This is a genomic window from Actinoplanes auranticolor, assembly GCF_018332655.1.
Lineage (GTDB): Bacteria > Actinomycetota > Actinomycetes > Mycobacteriales > Micromonosporaceae > Actinoplanes > Actinoplanes auranticolor.
The window spans coordinates 50,296-65,897 of sequence record NZ_BOQL01000051.1; the positions used below are offsets into that span (position 1 = coordinate 50,296).

Sequence of the window (15,602 nt, forward strand, 5' to 3'; positions counted from 1 at the left end):
TAGCTTGATTCGTCTGGACACGCCGGCGAGGTCGGATGCTACTCAGTCGAGGCGTACCGAGCCGCCGTGATCCGGGCGCCAGCGATGACCTCTTCGAAGTAGCCGGGTGTCGTCCCGTCACCGACGAGCATGACGCGGTCCAGCAGAAGGTTCCCTCGCTCGCACGAGGTCTCCGACACCAGGCAGCAGCCGTGGCAGGCGGCGAGGTTCATGCTGCCCAGGCCCTGTCCGCGGCTTCCTCGACAGAGGGGGTCCGAGGAACACCAGGCAGCGCCCTCCAGAGCGGAGAACACGGTCGTCGCCAGTCGTGGAGCGTGTCCTTGGCGGACGAGGCCACCGAGAGTGCCCTCCGCGTCGCCGGCGGCTGTGTAGATGAGCAGGCCGGCCTCGGGTGACGGTCCTGTGGAGGCGTACACGCGTTCGCGCAGTGATGCCGCCGAGTATCCGCAGGTGAAGGCCAGCTGACGCATGAGGATGTGTGCGAGGGTGTGCAGCAGGATAAGGCGGGGCGTCGCCTCGGAAAATCTCGAGCCGATGGGTGACTCGCGTCGCCTGCGTTCCAGTTCGAGGGCGCGTTCGGCGACCGGTTCCCGGCCTTCCCAACGGGCGAGTCGATCCTCGTCGAGAGTCAGGAGTATCCCTTCTCCATAGGCCTCCACGGCGGGCAGCCACCGGGCTCTGCCTCGGGGTCCAAGATCGGCGTCGACCATGTCGGCGCTCGGATCGTATCGGCGGAAGCCGTGCAGAACCCGTACCTCTCTGAGGCGGTGGGCGAGCACGACGTGACTGATTGTCTCGCCGAGCGCGGCGAAGGCCGAGCCGGCGTTCGGTTCCAGGAACGCGGTCGCCGAGACGCGGAAGGTGGGTGTGCCGAGCTGCTCGTCGGGATTGTCGATGGCCTGCCTGAATGCCTGCCACTCGTCGGCGAGCAGACCCTCCCGCGCGGCACTGACCTCTTGATCATGACCGGTACCCGAACCGGCGACCTGGCGGACTAGGTCTTTACTGACCGTGAGGTTGGAGGCGATGAGATCGACGAACATCTCGGCGAACGGGCCGTTCGGTGCCGACCGCAGGTCTTCGAAGTTGCGGTGCTGACGGATCTCGGCTTGTTCGTCGCGTACGGGTATCGCCGGTTCAGGGATGTCCAGCGCGGTGGTGGTCTCGCTGAGCGTGACGTTGGTGGCGCCTCGCTGGAGGACCTCGAGTCGTTCGTCGCACGCGTTGGGGTTGGGACGTTGCCAGGGTTGGGCGCCGCTGCATCGCACGTTGATGCGGGCCAGCGACCCGCGTGTGGTCAAGTCGCCCAGGTCTCGTTCAGCCGTGCAGGTGGCGCACCGCACGTACAGGCTGGAAAGGCCTTCGGAGCCGCCCGAGCGGGTGAGGAACAGCAGATCCTCCGCCCGGCAGCGTTGGTGTTCCTGATTCTGCGGTTCGGAGTGGGCCCATCTGACCCAGGGGACGTCCATGGCGTGACCGCGTTCGGTTCCCACGACGATGAATCGCATCGGGACCATAGGACCCCTGCAGTGTCGGCAGGTCGGCGGTTCACCGGTCTCGTCGTGGTGTCTCATCCGGTGCATGCGGCGGCAGTCCTGACAGAACAACCAGCCGGGGAAGCGTTCGTAGAGCACCCCGGGGGTGCGCTTAGACGGGCGCGAGGGGACGCTGGGCGGGCTGCGCAGTTCGGCGACGCCGAGACTTTCCTCGAGTCGTCGCGAGACGATCCGATAGGTCTCGTCCACCGGCCAGCGGCTGATGTCCGCAGCCATGAGCGACTCCCCGAGGACGTCCAGGACGGCACCGACACCGAAGGGTGAGATCGTCTGGCTGAGTCGTGTGGTCCTCACTGAACCTCCCCGATGGCGATGACACGGACGGTGCGATCCACCGAACGCATGGAATGCATGGTGGGCCAGGCGTCCCGCCGTTCCCCGAACTCGCACAACAGGACGGGGTGATCGTTGTCGCTGCTGTCGTAGCGAAGGTTCAGGCCCAGGTCTTCGGCCCGTCGTGCCTTGCGGTCCCACTCGTTGACCAGTCGCTGTACTTCGGCCGTCGTCTCACTCAGTGCATCCGGTTCGCTCCTGGCGACGGCCTCGAGCAGGATGCGAACGGCCTTGGCCACGGGCGGGTCGGTGGGGCGGAAGGCACCCGCATCGTCGTTGGTACGCAGTCCCGCACCGTGACGCACGAGCATGACCAGGGCGGCACTGAGCGATCGATCACGCGACGCCGCGGACCAGGGTGTGACGCTGGTCGGCTCGACGTGGCGGTAGAGCGATCCGTGGAATGCCCGGAACGACTCGTAGTGTGACCTGTCGCGCGGCTTTCCCGCACGTAGCAGTGTCACGACGAGGCCCGGAACGTCGGATCTGCCGACCCGGCTCGTGGCCTGGATGTACTCGGCCGTCGTCTTGGGTTGTCCGTTCATGAGCATCAGACCGAGACGGCTGATGTCGATGCCCACGGACAGCATGTTGGTCGTCGCGACGAGATCGACCGCGTCCTTCTGGTCGACACGTCGCTCGAGGCGGGCGAGTCGTTTGATCAGCGCGCTGGGCGCAACGTTGCTGGTGAGTTCGATGACGCCCTCGCCGCGGATACGGCGTGCACGATCACCGCGACGTGTCGCTCGGTTGGTCAGCAGGGACTCGATGTCGTCGCGCACGATGGTGACCGTGCGGCCCAGTTCCCGCAAGGAGTTGTGATACGCCACGACCGTCCAGTACGGGTCCAGGTCTCGTGGTTCCTGCGACAACAGCATCGGCACTTCGAGCAGAGCCAGACAGGCCAGGCCGGTCGCGCGGGACTGGGTGAACGACTGGGGCATCAGACCGACGTACATGCGCCCCGGTGACTCGTCGTCGGTGTTGGCGAAGTAGCTGTGGTCGGCGTCCAGTCCGCTGGGCGGGAACAGCGCGACGGGTGATCCGTAGAGTCGTTGCACCTGTTCCGGTGCGGATCTGATCGTGGCCGTCGACGCGACGATCTTCGGTTTGGTGCCGTCCCAGCCCATGAGGCCCAGAACTGCGGCTTCGTACAGGGCGACGGTAGTGCCGAGCGGACCGGACAGCAGGTGCAGCTCGTCCTGGATGACCAGGCCGGGTGGGTCATAGGGCACGTCGTCGCGGCCCAACAGCACGCCGGCGTCCTTGTGCCAGGCCAGCCCGGCGAACTTGTCGACGGTGGCGACCAGCAGGGTCGGCGGGTCGGCGTAGATCTGTTGGTCGACCACCTTGACCGGTAGTTCAGGATGGAACGGGCATTCGGCGTGCGGGCAGAAGAGTGCGAACGTGTTGTTGGTGGTTCGTACGCCGTAGGCCCCAGTGTCGGCGGTTCGGGTACGCGGCAGCAGAGGGGTGGCGCACCACGGGCAGTCGTTGATCTGGAAGGAGTTGTCCGGCTCGGTTGCCCTTCGTAGGGTGCGGGCCCGGTCGTGGGCGTCCTTGTAGGTGTTCGGTGTGGTCGCACCGCCGAGCCACAGCCCGATCGTGAATGCCGGTGTCCCCCGCAGCCGGGGGTCGTGGTGGCGCAGTTGTTCCAGTGCGCAGATGAGCGTCGCGGCCCGTTGGAACTGTTGGGCGGTGAGCATGCGCAGTGTGTAGCGGGTGAGGACCGCGGTTCCGCCGCCGCGTACGCCTCGGGTGAGCCTGCGGTGGATCATCTCGAAGGCGGCGAGGGCCAGGTAGGCCTCGGTCTTTCCTCCACCGGTCGGGAACCAGATGAGATCGACGACCTCGCGATCGGTGTGGCGGTGATCGACGGTCGAGGCGACGGTGAGGAGTTGGAACGCCAGCTGGAACGGGTACCAGGCGGGTTCGGTGAGGTCGGCGGGGCGCTTCGCCAGTTCCTGTCCGCGGCGGCCCGGCGACGTCTTGGCGTGTCGTGACTGGAGGATCTGTTCGCGCATGGCTCTGTTCGCCAGGCGGAAGGCGACCCGGGCGGGCTCGTTGTCGATGAGCACTCGGACGCCTTCACGCATCCGGTCGCGGGCCGTGTCCATCCGCTGCAGCAGGCGGCCCGCTGCGCCGGCGTGGTGTGCGGGCAGCTCGTCCGCTTCGGCCCGGCGTCGTTCGATCCAACCTGCGTAGTCTTCGATGAAGGTGCCGAGTTCTTCGGCGAGTCGGGGAACCGTGATGGTCTCGTCGCAGAGGAAGCCGAGCCTGAGCACCGACGCGGTCCGGGTGCCCGGCGAGACCCCCGGGACGATGCTGCCAGGCAGCATGTCCACGGCGACCCGGGTGACGACGTCGGCGGTGGTCTCCCAGGCCACGGAGCAGCCGTGGCCGACGCCGTAGACGCGGCGGTGCCGGTAGAGCAGCTGCAGCTCTTGATCCTCCGGGTCCTCGCTGAGCAGCGACACCGACGGATACGGCCGAACCTCGCCGCCGCCGATGGTGCAGCGCAGGTCCACCTGGAACAGGCAGTCCTCGGTCGGGGGCGGAGAGGCGGCGTCGTCGTGGCGGGCGTTGTTCTCGACGGCGACCGTGACCAGCCAGGCATCGCCCAGCGGCCGCCACACCGCCTTGAGACTCGCGGTTCCGCCGAAGATCGTCACCGGGTCGGTGTGCGGGTCGAGGATGACGGAGGGCTCCGTGAGCGGGACACGCCGCCAGCCGCCGCCGTCGGAGAGCTTCTCGTACCGGGCGGCCGACACCTCGCAGTCGATGTCGGCGCCGTCGTGCAGGAATGAGATCGCGGCGGACGCGGGGCGCCAGGCGTTCGCCAGTTCGATCGGCTCGTCGAGCCCTTCCTCGTGGCCCTCGTCACCGAGGACGTCGCCGTCCAGCCGCGGGGCCGCGGGCCCTCGCGGATAGAGAGTCCCGACCAGATACAACCGATCGGGGCGGTTCGCGAGGATCTCGTGTTCACCGTCCTGGGGCCCGAGATACTGCCGTCGTAGGTAGGCGACGGTGTCGTCGCGCAGTTCGACGAACGTCCGCGGTTCGGTCATCGCCGGTTCCCTTCGGGTGTCCTGGTCAGCTGCTGCCAAGCTGTCGGTAGCACCGCCAGCCACAGTGAGATCCGTGGTCGGGTCATGGCCACGTAGAGCTTCGATTTGTCGGCCGGTTCGGTGACGTCGTCGATGTCGATGACCAGCACGTGCGGGGACTCGAGGCCCTTGAAGTCCTGGACGGTGACGAGTTTGGCGACACCGGGCTCGGAGGGTCTCGGCCCACGGTCGTCGGTGACCAGTAGTCCTCTGGCGAAGGCTCGGGAGTGCACGGCGGAGCTGTCCTTGACCGTTTCGCGCAGTGTCACGACCACGACGTCGCTCAGGTCGATGTCGTCTCGGCGGAGCCTCTTGAGTCGGGCGTCGAGCAGCGCGCTAGTGTCCTGGTCGGTGTCCGGTCGGTCGTAGTCGACCGCGGGTCCCTGCCCTGCTTTGGCCACGCCGAGGTCTGCGCCGGTCATGAGTTGTGTCTGGGTGACGATCGCCGAGGTGTTGCGGCAGTTGTAGGGCAGTTGGTAGCGGCTGGCGTTCGCGCAGACCTCTCGGTAGACGTCGGGGTCGAAGACACCGTGGATGTCGGTCTGGTTGTTGGGGTCGCTGAACATGCGCCAGCGCCCGTCGCGCAGTCCGCCGGTGACGAGTGCATCGAGTCGTAGGCAGTCCTCGACGTTGAGCAGGTCCTGGGCTTCGTCGACGACGAGGACGTCGACGGGACCGATGTCGGCCAGATCCGACCAGGGCAGGCAGGTGACGTTCGTGTGGGCCAGAGAACGGCGCATGACGTCGATGACGCCTGGCGAGCGGCAGGTGAGCAGGACCGAGGCACCGGCTTGGGCGGCACGCCGTGAGGTCTCCACCGCCAGCAGGGTCTTGCCGGACCCGGCTCCGCCGGTGCAGAAGATCCGTTCGTTGATCTCACTGCCTCGGAGCATGTCGTACTGCTCACGGGCCAGTTCCAGGTAGTCGGTCTCGAAGGTCGGGGCGAGCAGCGACAGCCGGGGAACACGGTCGAAGTCCGGGCGCAGCAGGGCCAGGATGTCGCGGTAGTCGGAGTCACGGACCGGGCGGTGGACTTTGTGACGCCAGAAACCCACGGTGGCCTTCAGCGCCGTTTCCAGGCCGGTGACCGTCATCGCGGCCGGTCCGATGTGTTCCGCCGGGTCCCATTCGAGATCGCGGTCCAACGCCTGGTCCGGTGTCATCACGACGGCTCCGAATGCCGTCGTCAGTCCGGGTATCCGCCGGCTGAGGCCGTCTCTCAGGGCGAACATCGCGCCGCGAGCCTGTTCGAAGGGGCCTTCCCGCTTCTCGTGCTCCTCGCCGTAGCGGTCGGTGAAGACCCAGAGACCGTCGATGCGTGTCAGTCGGCCCCCTTTGACCTCCACGACGAGCAGGAGGTCTCTGAGCACGATCAGGAAGTCGATCTCGGCCATGCGTTTGTACTCGTGCCGGGGTAGGTGTACCGAGTACAGGCAGGTGGCCGGTTCGCCCAGTTCCACCTGGGCCAGCAGCTTCGCGATGCGGGTCTCGGCAGCCGAGTTGATGTGTCCGAAACGCTCGGGTGCGGGGATCATCCTCATCGGTCACCGCCGCGGTATCGCCACAGGTGGTCGAACTCCTTGTAGGCGAGGCGGTCACCGAACACCTCGAAGGTGTCGGCGACGTTGACGATGAGGCATTCGGCTTTTCCGCCGTTCAAAGGCCCACGCAGGCCTCGGCCGACCATCTGGATGTACAGGTTGGGGCTGAAGGTCGGACGGGCGATGTACAGGGCTCGCACTCCGGGGGCGTCGAAGCCCTGGGTCAGCACGTTGCAGTTGGTCAGCACCTGGATGTCGTTGCGTCGGAAGCCCTCGATCGTGCGGCGCCGCTCGGGTGTGGGCGTGGCCCCACTGACGGCCGCTGATCGGATTCCCCGTTCCCGTAGTACCGCGGACAGGGTCTGCGCGGCGAGCACCGAGGAGGTGAACACCAGGATCGGCCAATCGCGGGGTTGACCCGCGATGTCCTCCGCCAGACGCAGTGTCCTGTCTCGGTCGCGGCCGACCCGGTTCAGCATGTCTGAGGAGACGTCCTTGAACTTGTTGAAGTGATTCCGGTCGGCGTCGGCGATCGGGTAGACCGAACCTTCGATCACCCGGTGCTCGACGTGGGCCAGTACGCCAAGTTTCTGCAGCTCACCGTAGGGGTCATCGCCGAGCACGTTGAACTGCTGCCGTAGGAAACGGGCGGCGAGCCGCTGATTGGATGCGTCGCCGGTTCCGGCGAACGGTGTGGCGGTCAGTCCCAGCAGCGGACGTGCCGTGTTGTGTTGGTCGATGCCCAGCCACCTCAGCGTGGCGGTGATCCCTTGAGCGATGGCGCCGTGCGCTTCGTCGATCACCACGATGGCGGCGTCCTGCAGCCACGTGTATCCGTCGCTGTCGCGGACTCTGTCGAGCTTGGCGTCGGTGGCCACGACGACGGTGGCGTCGAGATCGCTAGCGGCGACATCGTTGCGGTCCCACAGCCGGCACAGCCGCAGTGGGCGGTCACCGAACTGTCGCCACACGGTGGCCCATGTCTGCACGGCCTGTTCGCAGAGCTCCTCGCTCTGGGCGATCCAGAGGATCGGACGCACGATCTCGCCGGCGAGCAGGGAGCGAATCAGCGCCTCGACCGTCACCCGGGTCTTACCGGCGCCGGTGGGCAGGAACAGCAGGGCGCGATCGGGTGTCGCTCCGGGCCGCACGAGGCCTCGGATCCGTTCGGCGAGAAGCTCCTGATAGGGGTGGAGGTCCTTGAGGTTCGGTGGCCCGAGCACCGTGACGTCGGCGTCGAGTCGCTGGCTGCGCTCACCCGCGAACTCCGCGGGGAATCCCAGCTTCTGCACCGTCTCCATGGCTGGCCCGGACCCTGCCCAGGTGTTCGGGACCGGGTATCCGGCGGCCTTCAGGTCGTGGCATAGAGCCTGCAGGACGGTGTCGCCGTGGTAGTGCATCAACAACTGCGCCACCTGGTGGTCGCCGCCGTCGGGTGAGACCTGTCGGACCGTCTCGAGCAGTCCCTCAGGGAGCCGGACCTCGAGCGTACGGACCGGGAGCAGCACCAGCAGGCGAGCCGCAGGGTCGGGGGTGGCGCGAGCCTTTGCCATGGCCTCCTGGACTCGCGCGTTGTCAGCCTCGTTGAGGATGCGTGCGATCGACTGGTCGTCGATCCCGAGCGCGAACCGAGCGGAGATTCGCGCGAGCAGTTCGTCGTCGTCCAGGGAGTTCTCGAAGTAGACGGTTTGTCCGGTGACGGCGAAGTCTTCGGGGTTGCTCTGCGTTCCCGTGGGAAGCGTCACCACGCGTTCAAGGGAGCTGCAGCCGACTAGTTGGAGTCCATCGAGAGCGGCGCCTCCGTAGTCGCGCAGACGGCGGAACCGGTCGAGCAGGACGACGGGTTCGCCAGGGCTGTCGGGGATGATCTCGACGCGCAGCATCGATGAGGCGGGCCGGCATCCCCACGACTCCGTCAGCGCCTGCGCGATGTCGGGGTCGTCGAGGGTGATGAAGGGCAGGCCCTGTTCGGAAAGGGTTCGGATCTCGTCGTCGCCGGTCGCGATGAGCAGCTGGTCGGCGGGTGCGCAGGCGTGACCGGCGCCGGCGACGGCCGGGACCCGCTCGGGGATCTCGGTGGCCGCTAGGCGTGCGTACGCCTCGGCGACGAGGGCACCCAGCTGGCGTGAGTCCCCACCGATCGGTACTCGGGTGAGAAATTCTCGCCAGACGTTGACGGGGACGTCGGCCATGCTTTCGATCAGGGTCAGCTTGGACGCGATCCTCCACGTCGCGACGGGGAGCATGGGTCCCAGTACGGCGAGGTCGGGGTGCAGGGATCGTTCTGCTTCGCGGGGCCCCCAGGCCGTGTCGACGAGTCCGTATCTCTGAGCGGCCCACAGGTGTGGTGCCTTCACCGTCCTCGCGACGAATTTTGCCGCGTTGGGATGTTGCAGGATCCACCTCGCGGGCGTTTCCAACTCTAGAAGCGCTCGGGTCCATCGTGCCCTGGACACGGTGTCTCCGGAATCTGCGAACCCGCGGAGCACGTGCAGCGGCGTGGGTCCGGAGCCCTCTTGGAAGTCGATCGTCGATGGATCCGGCCGGCCTCGCGGCGGCAGGGCCTCGAGATAGGCCGAGCGCTGTAGGCGGCGGTACTCCAGCAGCGTCATGTCCTTCAGAGCGGTCGGCGCGATCACCGGCCGGTCCGCGACTCCGATGGCGCGCAGCAGGCCCAGATGCAGCTCGTGGAAATCGATGTCGACGGCGAGAGATGGCTTAGTCGGGTCGACGAGACCGGGCACCACGACCGTTCCGACATGTTGCCAAGACCCGTCGCGGCAGCGCACCCTCAGTGCGGCGTCCTTCTGCACGTGCTGCAGGAGGATCTCCTCCGCCTCGAGGGCGCCGACGCTCAGCACGAGAGTCCAGAACTCCTGCCACTGCGGCCCTGTCCAGCGACTCGCGGCGGTCCCCGCCAGCAGGCGGAGCTCATGCGCGGGGTCGACGTCCTCGAATCCGATCGATCGTAGATTGTCCTCGACGCCGTCGCGCTGCAGGAACGACGCTCGGACGAGTCGGATGCCGGCGGACGCGCTCAACGGATTGCCCCGCAGGAAGACACGGTCGGTGTGCTCGATGCGGCAGAGGTTGCCCGCGCCGTCAGGGATGATCGAGGCCTGCCGCATCAGCCGCCGGGTCGTCTCGTCACCGATCGACATGTAGACCTCGAGCGCGGTGTCACATTGTTCGTCGTTCGCCTGCGCTACCAGACGCTCGAGCCATTCGGCGCCGCCCAATTCGTTCGCGGCCGCCTTCGTGGCTTCGCCGCGTACCAGCCGGCGCAACCGCGCTCGGCGCGTCGGGGTCTTGAAACAGCTGGGGTGGGGGCTCCGCACGGGCCTGCCCGGCGTTGCGTGCCACCTCTCGAGGGAATCGACCTCGATCCGCAGGTCGGCGTTCGGGTACTCGAGGTCGCCCGGGGGTCGGAGTGTGCCGTCCGCGTCGGGAACTGAGGCGGTCTGCTCCGTCAGCTCGGGTACCAGTTCAGTGAGGCGCAGGTCTGCGAAGTTGTCGAACTCGCGTCCACGGGCGGGCATGTAGTCGAAGTGCCGAGCGGGATCGTCGGGGGTACTCAACCGAGGGAGCGCGTTGACGATGAGTTCGCCGACGACGCCGAGCAACTCATGGTTGAACTGTCCGGGAAGTAGGTTCGTACGGTCGTCGCTGATGTGCCACGGGGCATTGTGGATACCGCGGGCGGAGGTGAAGTCCTGTAGCGGGAAGTACGCCCAGAACCGTCCCAGGCTCTGGGTGTCGTCCAGCGGTGCGGCGTAGCTGACGGTGACCTCGGGGCGACGGATCGCTTCACTGACCTCGGACAATGCCTTCTCCGAGGGGCGGTGCGTCTGGTGCCAGACCATCCATTCCGAAGCCTTGTCGAGGCCTCCGACCAGTCGGTAGCGGTCGTCTTCGACCTGCTCACAGCGGAATTCGCTGCCGTTTCCGTCGTCGGTGTACACGTCGAGTTGGGACACGTACGGCGCGAACAGAAGGAACTCTCGGGGAAATTTTCGCAGCTCTTGGGCGAGCCAGTCGACGTCACGCGTCAGCGGGAGACGCACGATCGTCTGCGCCCATTCGCCGAGTTCCGCGAGGACCGGATCGTCGGCCATCTCGCTTCCGGCGTCGGTGAGGATCGGCAGCCTCAGGACCGGATACCTGGCCACATCCGCCGACACGCCGACCAGCGACCGGCGGGCCGCGTCGGCACTGAACTTGAACGACACCGACCGGCTCAGGATAGTGGGGGTGTCGGTGACGGCCAGCACCGACTTGAAGCCGAGGCCGAAGCGGCCCATGTCCTCGCCGCGTTTATCGCTGAGGTAGGCATGACAGACCGCCTCCAGACCCTGCTGGTTGAACGGCGCACCCTCGTTGGCGCAGTAGAGGACGCCGTCGCGGAGAAGGACCTGCACCCGCCCGCGGGAGCCACTGCGACGCAGCGCGTCAGCGGCGTTCTGCACCAGCTCTAGGACCTGACGGTGGGCGTATCCACCGGTCCGGAAACTGTCCTCCTGCAGACCGTGTTCCCCCACCAGCAGCGGATTCGCCCTGTAGGCACCCAAGGCGTTGCGATGATGATCTTCGATCCACCGCTGGAGCGCCACGCTTTGCTTTCCCCAGCCTTCTGCAATCGGCACGGACATCATTATGGTGCCGGGCTGCGATCACGAGCGACCGTTCCGCCGAGACTTCGGCAGAAGCGTGCGAAAGTCTCGCAGCGGCGGATGTGCGGCCTCAATTTGTGGACGAATGGCCGGTGCGCGTGCACACCAGCGCGTCCAGTGTGACTTGACCAGAACCGGTCCCGAAGCGTCACTGAGGGCATGCCGATACCCGCGTTCGAATGGCGCGAACACGCCGGACGGCACCGTCGTTCCCGTGATTACCTCGGGCGTTCGACACTGCGCAGCTCAGCGACGATCTGCGCGACTCGACCGGCGGCGTCTTCCGGATCTTCGTGTTCCCAGATTCGTACGACCGTCCAGCCGGCCGATGTGAGGGTCGCGTTCGTGTTCTCGTCCCTGCGTCGGTTGTCCGCCACCTTCCGGGCCCAGAACTCGGCGTTGGTCTTGGCGACGGTGTGGTGCTGCGGACATCCGTGCCAGAAGCACCCGTCCAGGAAGACCGCGACCTGCACCCGGGGGAAGACCATGTCGGCGGTACGGCGCACGGCCCGGATGGGTCGCCGGTTGACGAAGAAGCGAAGACCCCTCGCGTGCGCAGCCCGACGCAACGCCAACTCAGGCTTGGTGTCACGCCCCGTGTTCGCCTGCATCGACTTGCGTACGCCCGCGGACGAGGCCCACGATTTGTCATCCGACATGTGTTCTACTCCACCGGCGCGCCGGCGTCACCGCGGACAGCAGGGCGTCTAGCATGTGGCGGGTGAGTGATCGACTGAGCATGATCGACCTGTTCGCAGGCTGCGGCGGTATGACGGTCGGCTTCCATCGTGAAGGCTTCAAGCCGGTCCTCTCCGTCGAGTGGGACCGCGCCGCCGCCTCGACCTACGCCGCGAACTTCGGCGAGTCGCACACCCATTGGGGTGACATCTCGCTCGTCCGAGAGGACGAGATCCCCGATGCTCAGGTGGTCATCGGCGGCCCGCCCTGCCAGGGGTTCTCCAACCTCGGCAGCAAGGACGTCAACGACCCGCGCAACAAGCTGTGGAAGGAATACCTGCGGTTCGTGGTCACCGCACGACCGCAGGTATTCATCATCGAGAACGTCCAACGCTTCTCCAAGAGCAGCGAATTCCAGCTTCTGCTCGACGAAGCCGACCACGGCATCGTCAAGGACTACGAACTCTCCCACGGCGTGCTCCTGGCCGCAGACTACGGTGTCGCCCAGCGTCGTCCCCGCACCATCGTCATCGGGTCACGCATCGGCAAGATCCCCCTACCGGCGCCCACGCACGCCAAGGACGGCGCCGGCGGATTGCTGCCCTGGGAGACCGTGCGCAGCCGCATCGCCGGTATCGACGAACGGCCGGCGACCACCGAGCTGCCGGAGACCATGACCGAGCATTTCGGTCAAAGGATCCGCGGCGAGTTCAAGGGCCGCGACATCCACTTCGGCCGGCAGCCCACCCGCCTGTCGCTCGAGCGTTACGACCACGTCCCGCCCGGCGGCGGCCGCTTCGACGTGCCGGATCACCTGTTGTCGCGGTGCTGGCGGGAGAAGAAGACCGGCACGACCGACGTCATGGGCCGGATGCGGTGGGATGCCCCGTCCTTGACGATCCGGACCGAGTTCTTCAAGCCGGAAAAGGGTCAGTACCTGCACCCGCAGTGGGACCCTTTCGACGTCGACCGGCGGGTGAACAGGGTGATCACCCACTACGAGGCGTCACTGTTGCAGGACTTCCCCAAGGACTACCTGTGGTGCGGGTCCAAGACGGAGATCGCCAAGCAGATCGGCAACGCCGTTCCCTCGGGGCTGGCCGCGGCCATCGCCCGTCATGTCAAGCACTACCTCGACTGAGTACGACCTCCGGGTCTGAGGTTTGACGATGGTCGTCGGTTGACGGCACTCTGCGCGGGTGTCCTTCGACCAAGGTGCGCTCTTCGACGACGTGCCCCCGACCGTGCTGCCGCGCGGCCTGCGCGTGCAACGCGGCCGGGTGCTGCCACCGCGCCCGACCACCGCCGGTCGGCCCCGCCCGGCGACCGGCCCCGCCGCCTTCCGCACCGACGCCCGCCCTCCCACCCGCGACGAGGACCCGCCGCTGTGGGCGGTCCGGAATGCGATCAAGGCGATGGATCCGGACGGCGTGCGCACCGGGTACGCGATCCGCGAGGCTCTCGACCAAATCTACGACGGTCAGCGCACCGGACGGTGGGATTACACCCAGCTGCTGAAGACCGAGAAGACCCACGTCGGGACCTTGGTCGAGATCTGGCTGCAACGTGAGTTCGGCTTCGCCGACGGCGACGATCTCGACTACATGATCGCCGGGGTCGACGTGGACTGTAAGTGGTCGCTGAATCTGTACGAGTGGGAGATCCCCCAGGAGATGTACAGCCGCGGCGACAAGATCGCCCTGGTCGTCTGGGCGAACGATTACACCGCCCGCTGGGCGTCCGGGCTGATCAGGATCAGCGAGTCGGTGTTGCGGCCGCCCGGCCGGCAACGCGACGGCAAGCGGAAACTCAACGACCGCGGACGCGACCGCATTCTCTGGATCGAGCCGAGTGCGAACCTGGTCGAAAACACGCTGCTGCACGTCCACGACCCGGCCAAACTCGAACTGATCGCCTACGCCGCCAAGGGTCAGACCGCGATCACGAACCTGTTCCGTGAACTGACCGGACAGCTGGTCAACCGGGCCACCGTGCTCACCGCCGCCCAGCAGGTCGACGGCGCCAAACGCGTCCGAGACGCCCGCAAGCACCTGCGCCCCGACGGCGTGGTGATCTTCGGTCATTACGAGCCTCATCCGCGGATGGCCGCCGACCTGGGCCTGCCACCGCCCACTCTGGGGCGTTTCGTCAGTGCTCGACTGTCGCCGTGGTACGAGGGCGACGTCGAGTCCTACACCGAGATCGAGGGCCGCCGCTGGCGGTTGGCGCGCACGGATGATCCCGTCGTCGAGGCGCCGGTCCTGCCGAGCCAGGGCGACTAGTGCCCGAGCGGTTGGCGAGTGCGGTTCTCGACGCGAACAGCGACGCGGTGCAGCGTTGCATGCGGACCTGGACCACCGCTGTGGACGATGACGGCTGGTGGCGGCGCCGGACAGACCTTCAAGTCGACCCTGACGCGGAAGAACCGTTTGCGCGCCGGCCCCAGCCGCAACTGCCGGCCGGTCAGGTTCGAGACAGCGGCGAACTTGCCGAAGAAGCCCTGGAGCTTCTCCATACTGCCCAGCGCACGCCGGCGAAACCGGCTACGCCCGTCGAGGGCCGAAACGACAGCCAACACGTCGCGGTCCAGCTTTCGTCGGCCGGCCTGGTCGCCTGCACCATCGATCCGGAATGGGCCCAGAGGCAGGAGGGTTCTTCCATCAGCGCAGCCCTGGCCACGGCATTGCAACGAGCGATCGCGAAGCGGCCAGCGTCGACGCCGATCGGCAGCGGAGCCGACGAGCTCATCGGTGACGCTCTCGCGACGCTCACCTCCCTGACCAGTTCTCCTCTTCATGGGGGCAACAGATGACGCAACCCCCGGGCAGAGAATAGGTCACCGTCGCGACCAACGCGCTGCGCCACGAAGCTGACCAGTGGGACGAACAGAGCAGGACGATCGGCGAGCAGGGCGCCAAGGTCGCCGACATGGAGTTCGGCCGCCTGGAAGCAGGTCTCTTTCAGCTCATGGTCGGCCCGTACAACGACGTGATCGACGTGGTCGCGGCGCGCTGCCGGGAGGGTGCGGCAGCCATGTCCGAGATCGCCGGCACGCTGCGCAGCGTCGCCGACACCTACGACGCCGAGGACAAAGCGTCCGAGCATCGCATCCGCAACATCTACTAACGGGGACGATCGATGTTCAGCCAAGCTCAGTACGAGGCCGTCATCCGCGAGATCGAGGCAGGCCTCAAGACCTTCGAGGGTCAACTCGCCCAGGTCATCCCGACAGCCAACAGCGCCACCTCCCACTGGTACGTCCCACCGCCCGTGGCACAGGCATTCCGGTGGATCGCCGAAGAGACCGTCAAGGTCGGCAAAGCCATCCTCGACTGGTTCCTCGACCTCCTGAAAGGCGCCGTCGCACCCATCTTCATGTTCGTCGACGCATGGCGCTGGCAAGACATCAAAGGCAAGCTCAACGGAATCTCCGCCGACCTCACGACACAGAACCTCGTCATTGACGAGTCGGACTGGTCCGGCAGAGGCCGAGACAGCTACCTCGCCGCGGCAACCGCACAGTCCACGTCCGCCGCCCGGGCCGCCTCGATCGCCGGGAATACCTCAGGCAACCTGCTGATCTGCGCCGGTGCGGGACTAGCGTTCTACATCGTTCTCGCCGGAGTCCTCGCCAAACTGATCGCGGCCCTCGCAGTGTCGATCGCCGGCATGGGCTCAGGAATCTTCACCGCTCCCGGCATCGCGCTGTTCCTCGAG

10 protein-coding genes are annotated in these 15,602 nt (G+C 66.8%); 5 read left to right on the top strand and 5 right to left on the bottom strand.

Annotation, left to right across the window (positions count from 1 at the left end; all coding sequences use genetic code 11):
• Positions 1-38 precede the first annotated feature (38 nt).
• The 5 genes from drmB to Aau02nite_RS30550 form a co-directional block, all read right to left on the bottom strand.
• On the bottom strand, positions 39-1,946 hold the full coding sequence (drmB, locus tag Aau02nite_RS30530; RefSeq protein WP_307857966.1) for a DrmB family protein: 1,908 nt from the start codon (positions 1,944-1,946) through the stop codon (positions 39-41).
• Positions 1,847-4,957 (bottom strand): helicase-related protein, encoded by a 3,111-nt coding sequence (locus Aau02nite_RS30535; protein ID WP_212992058.1) that lies wholly within the window; start codon positions 4,955-4,957, stop codon positions 1,847-1,849. Before Aau02nite_RS30535 ends, drmB begins: the two co-directional genes overlap by 100 nt.
• Positions 4,954-6,537 carry a nuclease-related domain-containing DEAD/DEAH box helicase gene (locus Aau02nite_RS30540; RefSeq protein WP_212992059.1) on the bottom strand — a complete coding sequence of 528 codons (1,584 nt, stop codon included), beginning with the start codon at positions 6,535-6,537 and terminating at the stop codon, positions 4,954-4,956. Before Aau02nite_RS30540 ends, Aau02nite_RS30535 begins: the two co-directional genes overlap by 4 nt.
• Positions 6,534-11,180 carry a DEAD/DEAH box helicase gene (locus Aau02nite_RS30545; RefSeq protein WP_212992060.1) on the bottom strand — a complete coding sequence of 1,549 codons (4,647 nt, stop codon included), beginning with the start codon at positions 11,178-11,180 and terminating at the stop codon, positions 6,534-6,536. The genes Aau02nite_RS30540 and Aau02nite_RS30545 overlap by 4 nt, the downstream gene beginning before the upstream one ends.
• Before the next feature lie 245 nt (positions 11,181-11,425).
• Positions 11,426-11,866 (bottom strand): very short patch repair endonuclease, encoded by a 441-nt coding sequence (locus Aau02nite_RS30550; RefSeq protein WP_212992061.1) that lies wholly within the window; start codon positions 11,864-11,866, stop codon positions 11,426-11,428.
• Positions 11,867-11,919: 53 nt separating this feature from the next.
• Here Aau02nite_RS30550 and Aau02nite_RS30555 point away from each other — a divergent pair, with 53 nt between their 5' ends.
• From Aau02nite_RS30555 to Aau02nite_RS30575, 5 genes are all read left to right on the top strand, one after another.
• Positions 11,920-13,026, top strand: a complete 1,107-nt coding sequence (locus Aau02nite_RS30555; RefSeq protein WP_212992062.1) for a DNA cytosine methyltransferase — start codon at positions 11,920-11,922, stop codon at positions 13,024-13,026.
• Positions 13,027-13,084: 58 nt separating this feature from the next.
• Complete coding sequence (locus tag Aau02nite_RS30560; protein ID WP_212992063.1) at positions 13,085-14,167, top strand: NaeI family type II restriction endonuclease; 1,083 nt, start codon at positions 13,085-13,087, stop codon at positions 14,165-14,167.
• A gap of 59 nt (positions 14,168-14,226) precedes the next feature.
• On the top strand, positions 14,227-14,697 hold the full coding sequence (locus Aau02nite_RS30565; RefSeq protein WP_212992064.1) for a hypothetical protein: 471 nt from the start codon (positions 14,227-14,229) through the stop codon (positions 14,695-14,697).
• Between the two features lie 116 nt (positions 14,698-14,813).
• Complete coding sequence (locus Aau02nite_RS30570) at positions 14,814-15,011, top strand: hypothetical protein (protein WP_246595564.1); 198 nt, start codon at positions 14,814-14,816, stop codon at positions 15,009-15,011.
• Positions 15,012-15,023: 12 nt separating this feature from the next.
• Positions 15,024-15,602: hypothetical protein (locus Aau02nite_RS30575; protein WP_212992065.1), on the top strand; the 579-nt coding region annotated here is incomplete at its 3' end.